Raw genomic sequence first — 15,879 nt, 5'->3', positions numbered from 1 at the left:
CCGGCGTCCCCGTGCGCGGAGTTCTCCGGGGCGCCGGCGGGTGCGGCGGGGTGCGGCCGAGGCGCCCCGCCGTCGACTCCTGGTCAGGGTGTGTCCCTCTCGGCGAAGGCCTCGGCGACGATCCGGTCGGCGCCCTCACCGATCATGCTGCGTGCCAGGTCGCGGCCGAGCGCGGTGGCGGCGGCCAGGTCACCGGTCGAGGCGAGGTCGGCGGTGCGCTCGCCGCGCACGGAGGCGGTGCCGTCGGTGGAGACGACGGCCGCGCGCAGGCGCAGGCTCCCCGTCCCGGCGTCGTACTCGGCGTAGGCGCCGACCGGGGCGGCGCACCCGGCCTCCAGCTCGGAGAGGACGGTGCGCTCGGCGACGACGGCGACGCGGGTGGCGGGGTGGTCGACGGTGGCGAGGTAGGCGAGGTCGCCGTCGCGGCGCTCGGCCGAGCACTCCACGGCGAGGGCGCCCTGTCCGGGAGCGGGCAGCATCTGCTCCGGCTCGAAGACGTCGGTGACGTCGTCCATCCGGCCGACGCGGCCGAGGCCGGCGTAGGCGAGGACGACCGCGTCGAGCTCGCCGGAGGCGACCTTGCCCAGGCGCGTCTCGGCGTTTCCTCGGATGGGCAGGTAGGTGAGGTCCGGGCGGAGGGCCGCGAGCTGGGCGACCCGGCGCGGGGAGCCGGTGCCGACCCTGGCCCCGGCGGGCAGGTCGGCGAACGCGAGCCCGTCGCGGGCGCACAGGGCGTCGCGGGGGTCGTCGCGCTCGGGCACGGCGGCGAGGACGAGCCCGTCGGCGGGGGCCGTGGGCAGGTCCTTGAGGGAGTGGACGGCGAAGTCGATGGTGCCCGCGACGAGTTCGTCGCGCAGGGCGTTGACGAACACCCCGGTGCCGCCGAGCTGGGTCAGGTGGGCCTTGGTGACGTCGCCGAAGCTGGTGATCAGCTCCAGTTCGATGGCCTGGCCGGTGCGCTCGGTGATCGCGTCCGCGACCATCCGGGACTGGCTGGTCGCCATGGTGCTGCGACGCGTGCCGAGTTTGGCGGGAGTGCCGGTCATGCCTTCTCCTGTGCGGACCGCGCCGCGGTGCTGGGACCGCCGGAGGCGGTCAGCGCCTCCGGGGTCTTGGGGTCGAGGTCGAAGAGTTGCCGCAGGGCCGCCTCGTAGGACTCGCCGTCCGGCGCGGCGGCCAGTTCCTTGACGCGCACGGTGGGCCGGTGGAGGAGCTTGTCGGCGACCCGGCGCATCGCGCGGGTGATCTCCTCCCGCGTGCGGTCGTCGATGTCGTCGGGCAGGCGGCCGTGGAGTCTGGACAGCTCCGCCTCGACGACGTCCCTGGCCTGGGAGCGCAGGGCGACGACGGTGGGGGTGACCTGGTTCGCGCGGCGGACCGTGCGGAACTCGGTGACCTCCTCGTCGACGATCCCGCGTACGAGGGTGAGGGCGCTGGAGCGGTCGCCGCCCCCGCCGGCGGAGCCGGTGGCCGCGGCCAGGCGCAGGTCCTCGATGTCGACGAGGCGCACACCGGGCAGGTCGCGCACGGCGGGGTCGATGTCGCGGGGCAGCGCGAGGTCGAGGAAGACCAGGGGCCGGGTGCGGCCGGCCGTGGCCTCGGCGACGGCGTCGGCGGTCAGGACCAGGCCCTGGGCCCCGGTGCAGGAGATGACGAGGTCGACGTCGGCGAGGACCCCTGCGGCGTCCGCGAAGGGGACGGACCGGGAGCGGACGGTGTCGTAGGCCTCGGTGAGGCACTCGGCGAGCCGGGCGGCGCGCTCGGGCGTGCGGTTGGCGACGACGACGGTCGCGGCGCCCTGGCGGGAGACGGTGTTGGCCGACAGCGCGCTCATGGACCCCGCGCCGAGGACCAGGACGCGCAGGCCGGAGAGGGGCCCGCGGGAGGGCCGGGCGAGCCCGGGCCCGTCGCCGGTGTCGCCGGCCGACGCGGACATGGGGCAGCCCACGGGCGGGACCGCGCCCACGGCGGGGACCGTCCGGTCGGCGGTGGTCTCGTCCGCTCCGGTCGGGCCCAGGCCCAGGTCGCGGGCGGCGACGGTGAGGCCGAAGCTGACCATGTCGGCGCCCGCGTGGTCGAGGTGGGTCTCGGTGTGGGCGCGCTTGCCCACCCGCAGGGCCCTCTGGCCGAGGTCGTTGAGGACGCGGCCGACGGAACCGGTGTCCTGTCCCTCCTTGAGGGCGTCGCGCACCTGTCCGAGGATCTGGCCCTCGCCGACGACCATGGAGTCCAGGCCGCACGTGACCGAGAACAGGTGCTGGACGGCGCGGTCCTCGTAGTGCACGTAGAGGTGTTCGGAGAGTTCCCCGAGCGGCACCCCGCTGTGCCAGGAGAGGAGTTCGGTGATGGCCGCCACTCCGCCGTGGAAGGCCTCGACGTCGGCGTAGACCTCCGTCCGGTTGCAGGTGGAGACCACCATGACCTCGTTGACGGAGTCGGAGCCGACCATCTCCCCGACCGCCTTGGTGCGCGCCTCCCCGTTCAGCGCGACGCGTTCGAGCAGCGCCACCGGCGAACTCCGGTGGCTCAACCCCACGGCCAGGACACTCATCCGCATTCTCCTATGCAGGCACGACACAGCGTCTCTCTATGCTCCGGCACGTCGGCCGGCCCCCGTGGCCAGCCCCCCGGAACGCGGCGCACGCTCGCTCTTCGCCCACCGCTCCGACCGGCTTCTCCGGCCGGTACCCGTCTCATGTCAGTTCCAGTCCCGCCCGTTCCGCGGCACGGCCGTCGCCGTCCGCCCTGCGCTGCGCGTGGAAGGCGAGGATCTGGAGTTCGATGGACAAGTCGACCTTACGCACATCGACCCCGTCCGGCACATTGAGCACGACCGGCGCGAAGTTGAGGATGCTGCTCACCCCCGCCTCCACGAAGCGGGTGGCGACGCCCTGGGCCGAGGCCGCGGGCGTGGTGATGACTCCTATGGAAACGCCCTTGGAACGGACGACGTCCTCCAGGTTGTCAATATGCCTCACGTCCAGGGACGCCACGCTCTGCCCGACCATCTCGGGGTCGGCGTCGAGGAGGGCCGCTATGCGGAAGCCGCGGGTGCCGAAACCCCCGTAGTTGGCCAGTGCGCGGCCGAGGTTGCCGATGCCGACGATGGCCACGGCCCAGTCCTGGGTGAGACCAAGCTCACGTGAGATCTGATAGACGAGGTACTGGACCTCGTAGCCCACCCCGCGGGTCCCGTAGGAGCCGAGGTGGGACAGGTCCTTGCGGAGTTTCGCGGAGTTGACGCCGGCGGCGGAGGCGAGGTCCTCGGAGGAGACGGTGAGGGTGCCGCGGTCCTGGAGGGACTGGAGCGCGCGCAGGTAGACGGGGAGCCGGGCGACGGTGGCCTCCGGGATACCCCTCTCCCGGGGCCGTGGTGGACGACTGATCACAGGCGGGCGCTCCTGAGCGGCGGTCGGTGCGGACGGGGCACGGGGGCGGGTGCGGGTGCGCGGCCGGGTCCCGGGATACGCGCGAGTGTGCTCCCGACGGGGGCTGTGGACCTAGATTACGTGCTTGTGAAAGCACGCACAAAGTGGGGCCCGCTGTGACTCCGTGATCAGAAGTTCCCATGCGCGGGGTTCTCCGGGAACCCTCGGAAAAAGGAGGGAGCACGCTCACCGATTCAGGACAGCCGGAATGGCACGGGCGGGGGTATTCGCGGACGAAACCGCTCGGCCCCCGGAGAATCCGCCCTTCAGCCGCCGAGCGCCGAGCGCAGCCGGTCCTCCCGGACACGCCAGAAGTCGTGGCGCCTCCCGTCCACGAACGTGACCGGGATCTTGTCCCAGTACTCCTCGCGGTCGGCCTCGTCCACCCCGTCGAGGTCCACCTCCGCACGGCTCGCCCCGACCTCGTCCGCGACGGCGCCGATGGTCCGCCACGCGTCCTCGCACAGGTGGCACCCCGCCCTGCCGAGCATCACCACGCGCGCACGCCCAGCCCATTCGGGGATTTCCGTCATGTTTCCTCCTGATTGCGTCTGATTCCGGAACATCTCAGCCGCCGGCGAAGGGCGGTAGGACCTCGATCACAGTCCCGTCGGCGACCGCGACCGCGCCATGGGGCCGCGCTCCCACGGGCCGCTCGTCCACCAGGAGCGACGAAGCCCCGAGTACGCGCAGGAAGCGGTCGTCGGGGTGCAGACGACACGCCGCTTCGAGCGCTTCGGCCAGAGTGTCCGCCTCCACGTCCTCCTGCGCTGTTCCGGCCGCTTCCTTGGCCGCTGCCCAGTACCTGATAGTGCACTTCGCCATCTGTTGATTATCCTTGGTGTTGCTCGGAGGCGACGTATTAGACAAATCTTCACCGGGGGCAATGGCGCCTTCGATCGTCCGCATAGCGCGGGTTGACGAGAAGAGACGCATGAGCCATCTGCTGCTGTTGACGAACTCCAACGAACCGTCCGACCACGTGCTGCCGGCCCTCGGACTCCTCCTGCACTCCGTGCGGGTGGCTCCCGCGGAGGCCGGAGCCCTGCTGGCGTCAGGAGTGAGCGGCAACTCGAACTCGCCCGTCGACGCCATTCTGGTCGACGCCCGTACCGACCTCGCCGCGGCCAGGAACTTCTGCCGCCTGCTCGACACCACGGGGCTGGACTGCCCGCTGCTCGTCGTCCTCACCGAGGGCGGCGTCGCGGCGCTCACACCCGACTGGCAGGTCCACGACTTCATCCTGACCTCCGCCGGCCCGGCGGAGGTCGAGGCACGGCTCCGTCTGGCCGTCGGCTCCGCCGAGGCCGGGACCGACGACCCCGACGAGATCCGCCGGGGCGACCTCGTGATCGACGAGGCCACCTACATCGCACGGCTGAGGGGACGCATCCTCGACCTCACCTTCAAGGAGTTCGAGCTCCTCAAGTTCCTGGCGCAGCACCCCGGCCGGGTGTTCACCCGGGCCCAGCTGCTCCAGGAGGTATGGGGCTACGACTACTTCGGCGGCACCCGGACCATCGACGTCCACGTCCGGCGCCTGCGCGCCAAGCTCGGCTCGGAGTACGAGTCGCTGATCGGCACCGTGCGCAACGTCGGGTACAGGTTCGTCCCCGACCCGGTCGCCAAGGCGCCCGTGCCGCCGCCCGAGGCGGCGGACCCGCTGCCCGCGGCCCGGACCGCCGAGCCCAGCACCAAGTAGCCCCGCACAGGAGGGCCGGGACACCACGACCGTGAGCACTCCGGGGCGCCGCGCACCAGCGCACGGCGCCCCGGGGTCGTCCGCGCACCGCGCGCGGAGAACCCGGCCGGACCGATGACATAACGGCATCACCCGGACACTCGTCTTCCGTGGCCGCAGGTCCTAAGATCGTGGGGCACCCGAACCCCGGGGTCGGTCAGGCGCGGCGAGCTCCTCGCGGCCGGGTGCGGCCGAAGCAGCCTTGGCGCGCCACCCTGAGGAGTGAATCGCCCCGATGCCCCTGAACGCCGCGAGTTCCCCGCCCTCCCACCGCCGCCGTACGGGTGTCGTCCTCGGCGCCGTCTTCGTCGGTTCCGGCCTCGTCGCCGTGATGTCACCGGCGTACGCGGACCAGACCGGTTCCGAGAGCCCCTCCCCCGCCCCCGTCCCCTCCGCCGTCGTCGCCTTCGAGAACAGCGCCAGCGAGGTCGAGCCGGGCAGGCCCGCCCCTCCCAACGCGGTCACCGCCGTCAACACCGGCGGCCTCGCCGTCTGCCTGCTCGACCTGGAGGTGCGGGGCGAGGACTTCACCTCCTCCGGGTTCGCCCGGCAGGAGGTGGCGCCCGGGGAGAAGGCGTCCGCGGGTGTCGTCACCGGCTCGCCCCGCCGGTCTACCGACGTCGTCGCGACCCTGACCTACGCGCTCGCCGAGGAGGGCGCGGACTGCTCCGTCCTGGAGCCCTCGGTCACCCACACCGTCTCCACCGGGACGTGGTCGGTGTCCATGGCCAAGCCGGACCCCTCGCCCTCCCCCACCGGCGGGCCCACCGGGACTCCCACCGAGACACCCACCGGAACGCCCACCGAGGAACCGACCCGCACCCCGTCGGACCCGCCTTCGAGCTCCGACCCGGCCCCCACCCGGTCTCCCGGTGGCGGTGGCGACGGCCGCGACCGCGACCGCGACCGCGACCGCGGCTCCAGCAGCCCGACGGCGAGCCCCGGTACCCCCCGCGGCGGCGTGGGCGACGTGCCCACCACCGGCGCCGAGATCCCGACCCTGCCGCGCAACGACGCCGACCTGCCCGAGGTCGCCCCCGGCTCCGAGGACCTCGCCGAGCTGCCGCTGGTGTCCCCCCCGTCCGACGACGACCTCGACGGGACGGAGGTGGCCGCGGACCACGGCGACATGGGGCCGAACATGGCTCCGGCGGTGCTGCTCGCGGCGCTCCTCCTCGCGCTCCTGCTCGCCGCGCCGCTCGCTCCCGTGCGCCGCGTCCGCATCGGCGGCGGATACCAGGGCAAGCGCCGCAAGGGGTGACCCCGCTGACCGCGTGGGTCCCCTTCACGCCGGGAGGCGCCGGAAGCGTCCCGGGCCCCGGCACGCCGTTCCGGGCCCGCGCCGCCGGAACAGGAGCGCGCCACGCGGCCCACATCCCGGGTTCCGAGCCGCTGAACAGGACAAAAGCCTCCCTATGCGAGGTTGACGGAACCTTTATGGGCGTCCCGTCGTAGGCTTTCCGTCCATGAGCACCCCGCTAGTCACCGATGACCTGGCCTCCGGCCTCGCCGACCAGGTCCTGGCACTCTCCGAGTCCGCCCGCCGCGCGGACGGTGTCGCTCCGCTGTCCGAGCACACCCTGCTGCGCGTCCGCCACGGCGCGCCCTCCGGGAGCAGCCGCTTCCACGTCGTGACCGAGGACGGCCGCGTGGTCGGTTTCGCGTTCGTCGAGCGGGTCCCCGGCGAACCCGACTCCGGCGAGGTCGTCGTCGGCCCCGAGTACCGGGACCGCGGACACGGCACGGCCCTGCTCCGCTCCGTCGACCGGGACGCGGGCCCTCGGGGGGTCCGGGTGTGGGCCCACGGACGCACCCCGCAGGCCGTCTCGGTCGCGGAGGGCGACGGCTGGACCGCCGTCCGCTCCCTGTACAAGATGCGGATGCCGCTGCGCGACATCGCGGCCGACGAGGCCGGGGGCCCCTGGACGGCGCCCGAACTCCCCGAACCCGCGCTCCGGCCCGACGTGGCCGCCGCCGTGCGGGTGCGGGAGTTCGTCGTGGGCCAGGACGAGGAGGCGTGGCTGGCCGCCAACGCGCTCGCGTTCGCCGACCACCCCGAGCAGGGCCAGCTCACCCTGGACGACCTGCTCCAGCGCGAGGTCGAGGACTGGTTCGACCCGCGCGGCTTCTTCCTCGCCACCACCAAGGAGGGGAAGGTCGCCGCGTTCCACTGGACCAAGACCCACGCCGACGGCGCCGGGCTCACCGACGGCGAGCCCGTCGGCGAGGTCTACGCGGTGGGAGTGGCCCCGTCGTGGCAGGGCAGCGGCCTGGGGAGAGCCCTGACCCTGGCCGGTCTGCGGCACCTGCGCGACGCCGGCCTGCCGTGGGTCCACCTCTACGTGGACGGTGACAACGAGGCCGCGGTGCGCCTGTACGAGTCGCTCGGGTTCGGCATGTGGGACACCGACGTCATGTATGCGCCGCCCGCCACCGGTGACCGGCGGCCTCCCGCCTGAGTGCGGCTGATCACATTCACCGGGCAATCGCCCTTCCGCCACGGTAGTGCGACGCCTCGTTCACCCCACGTTCACCTTCTCTGGGACAACTGGTCACCTCCTACGCCTACCTTCACAATCGGCGCGGAACGACCATTTCGCGCACGGTGGACGTGAGACCGCGGCCGCCGGACGGCCAGGAGCGGGCACGGCGCCCCCGGCGGGGACGACCCCGCGCGGGGAGCGGCGGAACCGCCCGGAACAACGAGAACAGGCGCACACGGGGGTGTCCGGTGCACACCGCGCCACCCCGGCGACCCGCACTGCAACCCTTCCGAACCGGAGCCAATCCATGACGACCACGGACGCGCCCAAGGCGGCACCCCCGCCCACGGGCAAGCGCCGGATGGGCGACGTCGTTTTCGCCGGCACCGCCCGAGGCTCGGGCATCCTGATCCTGCTGATCCTCGCCGGCGTCGCCGCCTTCCTGATCGTTCAGGCCTGGCCGTCCCTGGCCGCCAACACCGCGAACTTCCTGACCTCCCAGGAATGGGAGGCCAACGTCCGCGAGTCGCCCGCGTTCGGCGTGGGCGCGCTGGCGTTCGGCACCGTGCTCGCCGCCGCGATCGCGCTCCTCCTGGCCACCCCGGTCGCGATCGGCATCGCGCTCTTCATCGTCTACTACGCGCCCCGCAGGCTGGCGTCCCTGCTCGGCTACCTGGTCGACCTGCTCGCCGCCATCCCCAGCGTCGTCTACGGCCTGTGGGGCATCGGCTTCCTGGCCCCCCAGCTCGTGCCCGTGTACGAGGGCATGACCCGCTACCTCGGCTGGATCCCCCTCTTCGCGGGCCCCGCCTCCACGTCGGCGCGCACCATCCTGACCGCCGGCGTCGTCCTGGCCGTGATGATCCTGCCGATCATCACCGCGATGTCCCGCGACGTCTTCCACCAGGTGCCCCAGGGGCACCGCGAGGCCGCGCTCGCCATGGGCGCCACCCGCTGGGAGATGATCCGCCTCGCCGTCCTGCCGTTCGGCAAGTCCGGCATCGTCGGCGGCGCCATGCTCGGCATGGGGCGCGCCCTCGGCGAGACCATGGCCGTCGCCATGATCCTCTCCCCCTCCCTCGCCGTCTCCTGGAACCTCCTCCAGAGCGGCAACCAGACCATCGCCGGGCACATCGCGCTCCAGTACCCCGAGGCCACCGGCTACGGCGTGTCCGCGCTGATCGCCGCCGGACTGGTGCTGTTCGCGATCACCCTGGTTGTCAACATGGGCGCACGCTACGTCGTGGCGCGTGGGAACAAGGAGTCCTGATGAGCCTGACGACCACGCCGCCGCCCGGGCCCGGGATGAGCGCCACCGCGAACGACCTGCGCCGCGGTTCCCTGCCCCACCACTTCCCGGCCCTGCTGCTGGCCGCGACCGCCGCCGTCGTGGCGGGGGTCCTGCTGGCCTTCTCCTCCTTCGGGTTCGTCCTGTGGGGGCTGCTCACCGCCGTCGCGTACACGGTGATCGTCGTGACCGCGTCCGCCCGGGTCGAGGGCGGCCGCAAGGCCAGGGACCGCCTGGTCACCTCGCTCGTCTACGGCTGCTTCCTGCTCGCGATGCTGCCGCTGGTGTCCGTGCTGTGGACCGTGCTCGGCAACGGCCTCGCCCGGTTCGACCCCTACTTCCTGTCGGTCTCCATGAACGGCGTCCTGCCGAGCATGGACGCGGGCGGCGCCTACCACGCGATCGTGGGCACCCTCGCGATCACCGGCATGGCCACGCTCATCTCGGTGCCGATCGGCGTCATGACCGCCGTGTACCTGGTCGAGTACGCCGAGGGCCGCATGAAGCGGACCATCATGTTCTTCGTCGACGTCATGACCGGCATCCCGTCGATCGTCGCCGGTCTGTTCGTCGTGGCCCTGTGGATCATCCTCTTCGGACCGGGCGCGACCAACGGCGCCGCGGGCGCGATCTCGCTCGCCGTGCTGATGATCCCGGTCGTGGTCCGCTCCAGCGAGGAGATGCTGCGGCTGGTGCCCCAGGACCTGCGCGAGGCCTCGTACGCCCTCGGCGTCCCCAAGTGGCGGACCATCACCAAGGTGGTGCTCCCCACCTCGGCCGCCGGGCTGACCACAGGAATCATGCTCGCCATCGCGCGTGTTATCGGAGAGACGGCGCCCCTGATCCTCACCGCGGGATCGTCGGCGGTGTCCATCAACTGGAACCTGTTCGACGGGCAGATGATGAGCCTTCCAGTGTTCATCTACTCCCAGGTCCGCATGGGCGGCGCCGTCAACTACGAGAGGGCCTGGGCCGCGGCGCTGACGCTGATCCTTGTGGTCATGCTGCTGTTCTTCCTGGCCCGCATGATCGGCCGCCTGTTCGCGCCGAAGGCCCGTTGATCCCTACACCCACCGCCCACGTCCCGCGCGTGGAGCAGACTCACGAGGAATTTCCAGTGGCGAAACGAATCGACGTCTCCGGCCTCAACGTCTACTACGGCGACTTCAAGGCCGTCGAGGACGTGTCGATGACCATCGAGCCGCGGTCGGTGACGGCGTTCATCGGGTCGTCCGGCTGCGGCAAGTCCACCTTCCTGCGGACCCTCAACCGGATGCACGAGGTCACCCCGGGCGCCCGGGCCGAGGGCAAGGTCCTCCTGGACGACCTGGACGTCTACGGCCCCGACGTGGACCCGGTCATGGTGCGCAGCGAGGTCGGCATGGTCTTCCAGAAGGCCAACCCGTTCCCGACCATGTCGATCTACGACAACGTCATCGCCGGCGCCCGCCTCAACAACCGCCGGATGAGCCGCTCCGAGGCCGACGAGCTGGTGGAGCGGTCGCTGCGCGGCGCCAACCTCTGGGAGGAGGTCAAGGACCGGCTGAACAAGCCCGGTTCCGGCCTCTCCGGCGGCCAGCAGCAGCGCCTGTGCATCGCCCGCGCGACGGCCGTGAAGCCGTCCGTGCTGCTGATGGACGAGCCGTGCTCCGCCCTGGACCCGATCTCGACCCTGGCGATCGAGGACCTCATTCACCAGCTGAAGGAGGACTACACGATCGTCATCGTCACCCACAACATGCAGCAGGCGGCGCGCGTGTCCGACCGGACCGCGTTCTTCAACCTGTCGGCCCCGGGCAAGCCGGGCAGGCTCGTCGAGATGGGCGAGACCAACCAGATGTTCACCCGGCCGGAGAAGAAGGAGACCGAGAACTATATCACTGGGCGTTTCGGCTAGAAGAAAAGCCAGCCCGGTCCAGACGGACGCCCAGCGATGGTGGGGCGCTTCGGTCAAAGAGAACCCGCGCCACCCAGAACGAGCGCCCAGCGATGGTGGGGCGCTCCGGCTAGAAGAAAAGCCAGCCCGGTCCAGACGGACGCCCAGCGATGGTGGGGCGCTCCGGCCGAAGGGCCCTGGTCGGGGTCGGCGCCTGCAACCGACCGACCCCCTGTGCATCCCCCGCGGGGGACCCGAAGGAGAAGAAGGCGTGGCCACACCCCTGGTGATCGACACCGACACCGCGCAGGACGACTGCGTCGCGCTCCTCGTCGGGCTGCTGGACCCCGGGGCGGACCTGCGCGCCGTCACCATGGTCGCGGGGAACGTCGGCTTCGACCAGCAGGTGCGCAACGCCTTCCTCACCCTCAACGTGGCCGGGCGCCTGGGCGAGGTGCCCGTGTACCTGGGCTGCCGCCGCCCGCTGACCCGCCCGTGGGTGAGCGCGGAGAACGTCCACGGCGACGGTTCGGGCGGGCTGTCGATGGACCAGGCGGGACTGGAGCCGGAGTCCGAGCACGCGGTGGACGCCCTCGTCCGGCTGGCCGCCGAGAACCCCGGCGAGCTGTCCGTGGTGGCGATCGGTCCGCTGACCAACATCGCGATGGCCGTCGCCAAGGACCCCGGCTTCGTCCGCAACGTGCGCGCCCTGTACGTCATGGGCGGGTCCAACAACGGGCGCGGCAACATCACGGCCGCCGCCGAGTTCAACTTCTACGTGGACCCCGAGGCGGCCAAGGCCGTCTTCGGGGCGGGCTTCGACGTCACCGTGGTCCCGTGGGACCCGCTGACCCTCCGCCAGGCCGTGTTCGGCCAGGAGCGGCTGGACGCCCTCGCCGCGATCGGCACTCCGCTGGCCGACTTCTTCGGCCGGGTCTGCTCCGCCACGCTGGAGTTCGACCGCAGGGTGGGGATCGACGGCACCACCCACCCCGACTCGCTGACCGCCGCCGTCCTGCTCCGCCCGGAGCTGGTGCGCCGCGCCGGGCGCTACCACGTGGACGTGGAGACCGCCGGGGAGCTGACCCGCGGCTACTCGGCCATGTCCTGGGGCGTGCACGGGCTGGAGCCCAACGCGACGGTGATCGAGGAGATCGACGCCGAAGGGTTCTTCGACCACCTCGTCGAGGTGCTGTCCCGGCGCACCTCCCCCGCCCGGGCGATCACCGGGCTGTAGGACGCGGCGGAGACGTCCCGCGCCCCCTCACACCTCGGCCCGCCGCGTCGCGTCGCTCGTGCCCAGCAGCGCCAGCGCCTGCGCGCTCCTGCTCCCGGGCTCGGCGTGGTAGATCACGAGCTGCTGGCCCCGGGCCCCGCGCACGTCGAAGGACTGGTAGACCAGCGAGAGCGCCCCGACGTCCGGGTGGACGAACTCCTTGGCCTCGCCGGTCTTGCCGCGCACGGTGTGGGACCGCCAGAGGTCGGCGAAGTCCGCGCTACCGCCGGTCAGCTCCGCGACCAGCGAGACGAGCCCGGGGTGGTGCGGGTCCAGCCCCGCCGCGTGGCGCAGGCTCGCCGCCGTCATGCGCGCCGCCCGCTCCCACCTCGCGTAGAAGGAGCGTGCGGCCGGATCGAGGAAGACCATGCGGGCCAGGTTGTCCGCCCTCGCGAACGGCGAGAACAGCGCCCCGGCCAGCGCGTTGGCGGCCAGGATGTCCAGGGCGGGGTTGAGCACGAACGCCGGGGTGTTGGGGTACCCGTCGAGGAGCTGGCGCAGCTCCGGGGCTACCGTCTCCACCGCGTCGCGGCGGCGCGCGTCCTCGGGCACCGCGCCCGCCAGGCGGTACAGGTGCTCCCGGGTGTCGTCGTCGAGCCTCAGGACCGCGCTGACGGCCTCGAGCACCTGCGCCGACGGGTTGCGCTCCCTCCCCTGCTCCAGTCGGGCGTAGTAGTCGCTGCTCATGCCTGCCAGGACCGCCACCTCCTCTCGGCGCAGGCCCGCGACCCTGCGGGGTCCGTAGGTGGGCACTCCGGCGTCCTCCGGACGGATCCGGGCCCTGTGCGCGCGTAGGAGGTCTCCGAGGTCGTTGCCGCTCATGCGCCCAGGCTACGCCGGAGTCCGGCGGGCTGCCTGGGTGTGCCACTCCCTGGCACGGGGCGTCCTGGCCGGTCCGGTCCCGGCGCCCCAGACTCCGGGGGAACCGATCACCGAGGAGGCACGGGACAGTGGCGACGAACACGGAGAGCACAGCGGGAGCGAACGGGGAGCGGCGGCCGGACGTGGTGGGCATGTGGACGACCGCGGACGGCCACATCCGGCAGGAGCTCCGCCCCGACGGGCGGTACGACGAGGCGCGCGGCACGAGGCGCAGTGCGTACACCGGCCGCTACACGGTGACCGGGAACCACATCGACTACGTGGACGACACGGGCTTCACCGCCACCGGCGACATCCGGGACGGCGTGCTCCACCACGAGCACCTGGTCCTCTACAGGGAGGCGTGAGCGGCTCCCCGGGCGGGCGGGGGCACGGCCCTCCCGCCGGCCCCGCGACGGGCGGGGAGGGCGTGCCCGTCGCCCGCTCCCGCCCCGGCCGCGTGTCGTGCCTCACAGCCGCCGGCCCTTGAGTGTGCCGTGAGGGCACGGGGTCTCGTGGTGTCCGGACCCGCGTCACCGGACACGAACGAGAGGGGCCTCTCATGGCACCGCCCGCCCTGACCGCGACGGAGGGCCTCCCCCCGTCGCCGGAGCGCACCGGGAGCTTGCCCGGCCGGTCGCCGGACCCCGGTCCCCGGCGACCGCCGAGGCACGTGGCGACCACCGGTGGGAGGTGAGGCGGCCGTGCGCCGCAGCTCCGCGGTCTACTTCGCCTCGTACGCGCTGTCCCTGCTGGGCAAGGGCATCGCCGCTGTCGTGATGCCGCTGCTCGTCCTCGACCGCACCGGCGACGTCCTGGCCGCGGGCGTGCTCGCGACCGCGGCGACGGCGGCCTCCGCCGTGACCGGGCTCGTCGCCGGGCTGCTCGTCGACCGGGTCGACCGCCGCAGGGTATCGGTCGCCTCCGACCTGCTCGCCGCGCTGACGGTGGCGGCGCTGCCGGTCGTCGACGCCCTCCGGGGCCTGGACATGGCCTGGTTCCTGGCGCTGGGAGTCGTCGGAGCGGTGGTCCGGGCACCGGGGATGACCGCCCAGGAGACGCTGCTGCCCGCCCTCGCCGCGCTCGGCCCCGCCGGGCCGCGCCGGCTCGACCGGCTGATCGCCACCCGCGAGACGGTGGGCAACGTCCTGCTGCTGGCCGGCCCCGGCCTGGGCGGACTCCTCGTCGGCCTGCTCGGACTGACCCCCGCGCTCCTTCTCGCGACCGCCGCGACGAGCCTGCTCGCCGCCGCGACGACGCTCGTGCTCGATCCCCGGGCCGGAGCCGTCCCGGAGCGGCGCCGCGACCCGTCCGCCGCCGGCGGCGCGGTGCGCCGGGCCGGGGCCGACCTGCTGGACGGGTGGAGGTTCCTGGGCCGCAGCCGCCTCGTCCTCGGCGCCACCCTGGTCACCGCGATGCTCGTCGCCGTGCTGAGCTCCCTCCAGACCACCCTCATGCCCGCCTACTTCACCGGTGAGGGCCTTCCCGAGCTGACCGGGCTGACGCTGAGCGCGATCGCCGCCGGGAGCATCGCCGGATCCGCCCTCTACGCGGCCACCGCCGGGAGGGTCCGCCGCCGCAGCTGGTTCGTCGTCGGCATGCTCGGCACGCTGGTCGGGTTCGGCGCGGTGGGCAGCATGGCCTCCCCGTGGCTGGTGCTGGGCGCCGCCGCCCTGGTCGGACTCACCTACGCCCCGGCCTCGGCCGTGCTCGGCGTCCTGACCGTCGAGGCCACCCCCGACGCGATGCGCGGCCGGGTGCTCGGGGCCCAGAACACCGTCATGCTCTCCGCCCCCGCCCTCACCAGCGCCCCGCTCGCGGCCGTCGCCACCGCCGCCGGCCTGCCCGTCGCGGGAGCGGTGGTCGCCGCGCTCGCGGGCGCCACCGCGATCGCCGCCCTCCTCGCGCCGGCGTTCCGCTCGCTCGACGCCCCGGGCCCCCGGGAGGCGGACGGCCGTCCGGAGCGGTCGCCGGAGCCCGGCGGCCGCGATGCGGACGGCGACCGTCCCGAGGGGGCGGGCGGCCCGGCGGAGCGGCTCCCGCGCCGGCAGGCCCCGGGGTAGGCGTGCGGGCCCCGCACCGGGGTCCGGGGCCGTGCGGAACGGGAAGGAGGACCATGCGCCGTCACCGCCCCCTCCCCGGACCGCCCGGGGGGAGCCGGACGGGGGTCCGGAAGGTGTGCGGCGGGAGGGAGGGCGCGTACGCGGGAGCCCCGGTGACGGCAGGAAGGGGGACGGGGGACGGGGGAAGGGATCTCGGGCGCGGGGGCCGGGTCAGCTGTTCTTGACGACGATGGTCTCCACCGTGTTCGCGACGTGCTCGAAGGCGTCGGCGGCGGTCTCCAGCTCCTCGATGACGTCCTTGAGCTTGAGCACCGTCAGGGCGTCGTACTCCCCGCTGAACAGGTGGGCGAGGAGCTTGCGGTAGATGCGGTCGGCCTGGTTCTCCAGCTGGTTGATCTCGATCCAGTACCGGGTCAGGTCCTCCAGGGAGCGGAGCCGCGGCATCGCCTCGGCCGTCAGCTCGGCGGCGCGTTCGAGCACCTCGATCTGGTCGATGATCCCCTTCGGAAGCCGTTCCAGGCCGTAGAGGCCGATGAGGTCGACGGCGGCGTCCATGGAGTCCATGACGTCGTCCAGGTTCGAGGCCAGCCGGTAGATGTCCTCCCGGTGGATGGGCGTCGCCGTGCTCTTGTTCAGGCGGCGCATGATCGCGTGGGTGGCGTCGTCGCCCGCGTGTTCGCAGGCGCGCATCTTCTCGGTGATGGCCTCCCGGTCGGCGCCGTCACTCATCAGCTCCACCAACAGGCGCGCACCGATGACCAGGTTGTTGGCCGAATCGGTGAACATCTCGTAGTAGCTGTCATCACGCGGGCGCAAGCTCAGGCGCACGTCGTTCTCCCGATGGTGCGGTGGTGTTCCTTCGT

Annotated in this window: 16 protein-coding genes; 9 read left to right on the top strand and 7 right to left on the bottom strand. The window is 72.8% G+C overall.

The window, feature by feature from the left end; all coding sequences use genetic code 11:
- Window positions 1–83: 83 nt before the first annotated feature.
- The 5 genes from hemC to OUQ99_RS02310 all read right to left on the bottom strand — a co-directional run bounded on the left by hemC (window position 84) and on the right by OUQ99_RS02310 (window position 4,253).
- Window positions 84–1,046: a hydroxymethylbilane synthase gene (gene hemC / locus OUQ99_RS02330; RefSeq protein WP_267947763.1), complete on the bottom strand. Its 963-nt coding sequence runs from the start codon at window positions 1,044–1,046 to the stop codon at window positions 84–86.
- Complete coding sequence (locus tag OUQ99_RS02325; protein ID WP_267947762.1) at window positions 1,043–2,551, bottom strand: glutamyl-tRNA reductase; 1,509 nt, start codon at window positions 2,549–2,551, stop codon at window positions 1,043–1,045. Before OUQ99_RS02325 ends, hemC begins: the two co-directional genes overlap by 4 nt.
- 142 nt (window positions 2,552–2,693) lie before the next feature.
- Entirely contained in the window at window positions 2,694–3,389 is a 696-nt protein-coding gene (locus OUQ99_RS02320) for a redox-sensing transcriptional repressor Rex (RefSeq protein WP_267947761.1), read from the bottom strand.
- A 305-nt stretch (window positions 3,390–3,694) separates the two neighbouring features.
- Window positions 3,695–3,961: a glutaredoxin family protein gene (locus OUQ99_RS02315; protein WP_267947760.1), complete on the bottom strand. Its 267-nt coding sequence runs from the start codon at window positions 3,959–3,961 to the stop codon at window positions 3,695–3,697.
- A 34-nt stretch (window positions 3,962–3,995) separates the two neighbouring features.
- Window positions 3,996–4,253 (bottom strand): MoaD/ThiS family protein, encoded by a 258-nt coding sequence (locus tag OUQ99_RS02310; RefSeq protein ID WP_267947759.1) that lies wholly within the window; start codon window positions 4,251–4,253, stop codon window positions 3,996–3,998.
- A gap of 109 nt (window positions 4,254–4,362) precedes the next feature.
- Here OUQ99_RS02310 and OUQ99_RS02305 point away from each other — a divergent pair, with 109 nt between their 5' ends.
- From OUQ99_RS02305 to OUQ99_RS02275, 7 genes are all read left to right on the top strand, one after another.
- Entirely contained in the window at window positions 4,363–5,130 is a 768-nt protein-coding gene (locus OUQ99_RS02305; RefSeq protein WP_267947758.1) for a winged helix-turn-helix transcriptional regulator, read from the top strand.
- Window positions 5,131–5,404: 274 nt separating this feature from the next.
- Window positions 5,405–6,430: a hypothetical protein gene (locus OUQ99_RS02300; protein ID WP_267947757.1), complete on the top strand. Its 1,026-nt coding sequence runs from the start codon at window positions 5,405–5,407 to the stop codon at window positions 6,428–6,430.
- A gap of 205 nt (window positions 6,431–6,635) precedes the next feature.
- Window positions 6,636–7,628: a mycothiol synthase gene (gene mshD, locus OUQ99_RS02295; RefSeq protein WP_267947756.1), complete on the top strand. Its 993-nt coding sequence runs from the start codon at window positions 6,636–6,638 to the stop codon at window positions 7,626–7,628.
- Between the two features lie 331 nt (window positions 7,629–7,959).
- Window positions 7,960–8,922 (top strand): phosphate ABC transporter permease subunit PstC, encoded by a 963-nt coding sequence (pstC, locus tag OUQ99_RS02290; RefSeq protein WP_267947755.1) that lies wholly within the window; start codon window positions 7,960–7,962, stop codon window positions 8,920–8,922.
- Window positions 8,922–10,001, top strand: a complete 1,080-nt coding sequence (gene pstA, locus OUQ99_RS02285; protein ID WP_267947754.1) for a phosphate ABC transporter permease PstA — start codon at window positions 8,922–8,924, stop codon at window positions 9,999–10,001. The genes pstC and pstA overlap by 1 nt, the downstream gene beginning before the upstream one ends.
- Before the next feature lie 56 nt (window positions 10,002–10,057).
- Window positions 10,058–10,837 (top strand): phosphate ABC transporter ATP-binding protein PstB, encoded by a 780-nt coding sequence (pstB, locus tag OUQ99_RS02280; protein ID WP_267947753.1) that lies wholly within the window; start codon window positions 10,058–10,060, stop codon window positions 10,835–10,837.
- A 250-nt stretch (window positions 10,838–11,087) separates the two neighbouring features.
- A complete protein-coding gene (locus OUQ99_RS02275) occupies window positions 11,088–12,053 on the top strand; it encodes a nucleoside hydrolase (RefSeq protein WP_267947752.1) in 966 nt (321 codons plus the stop codon).
- Between the two features lie 27 nt (window positions 12,054–12,080).
- Here OUQ99_RS02275 and OUQ99_RS02270 read toward each other — a convergent pair whose 3' ends face one another.
- Entirely contained in the window at window positions 12,081–12,914 is an 834-nt protein-coding gene (locus tag OUQ99_RS02270) for a helix-turn-helix transcriptional regulator (RefSeq protein WP_267947751.1), read from the bottom strand.
- A gap of 128 nt (window positions 12,915–13,042) precedes the next feature.
- On the opposite strand from OUQ99_RS02270, the gene OUQ99_RS02265 reads away from it, so the two are divergent.
- Together OUQ99_RS02265 and OUQ99_RS02260 are read left to right on the top strand one after the other, a co-directional pair.
- The gene (locus OUQ99_RS02265; protein ID WP_267947750.1) at window positions 13,043–13,321 is read left to right on the top strand and encodes an Atu4866 domain-containing protein; all 279 of its coding nucleotides are present in this window, start codon (window positions 13,043–13,045) and stop codon (window positions 13,319–13,321) included.
- A gap of 336 nt (window positions 13,322–13,657) precedes the next feature.
- The gene (locus OUQ99_RS02260; protein ID WP_267947749.1) at window positions 13,658–15,016 is read left to right on the top strand and encodes an MFS transporter; all 1,359 of its coding nucleotides are present in this window, start codon (window positions 13,658–13,660) and stop codon (window positions 15,014–15,016) included.
- 210 nt (window positions 15,017–15,226) lie between these two features.
- Here the strand turns inward: OUQ99_RS02260 and OUQ99_RS02255 are convergent, their stop codons facing one another.
- Window positions 15,227–15,844 (bottom strand): DUF47 domain-containing protein, encoded by a 618-nt coding sequence (locus tag OUQ99_RS02255; protein ID WP_267947748.1) that lies wholly within the window; start codon window positions 15,842–15,844, stop codon window positions 15,227–15,229.
- Between the last annotated feature and the right edge of the window lie 35 nt (window positions 15,845–15,879).

It is taken from the genome of Streptomonospora nanhaiensis, assembly GCF_026642255.1.
GTDB lineage: Bacteria > Actinomycetota > Actinomycetes > Streptosporangiales > Streptosporangiaceae > Nocardiopsis > Nocardiopsis tropica.
The sequence above is the reverse complement of the archived record's forward strand: the minus strand, read 5'-3'. Positions and strand labels throughout refer to the sequence as shown.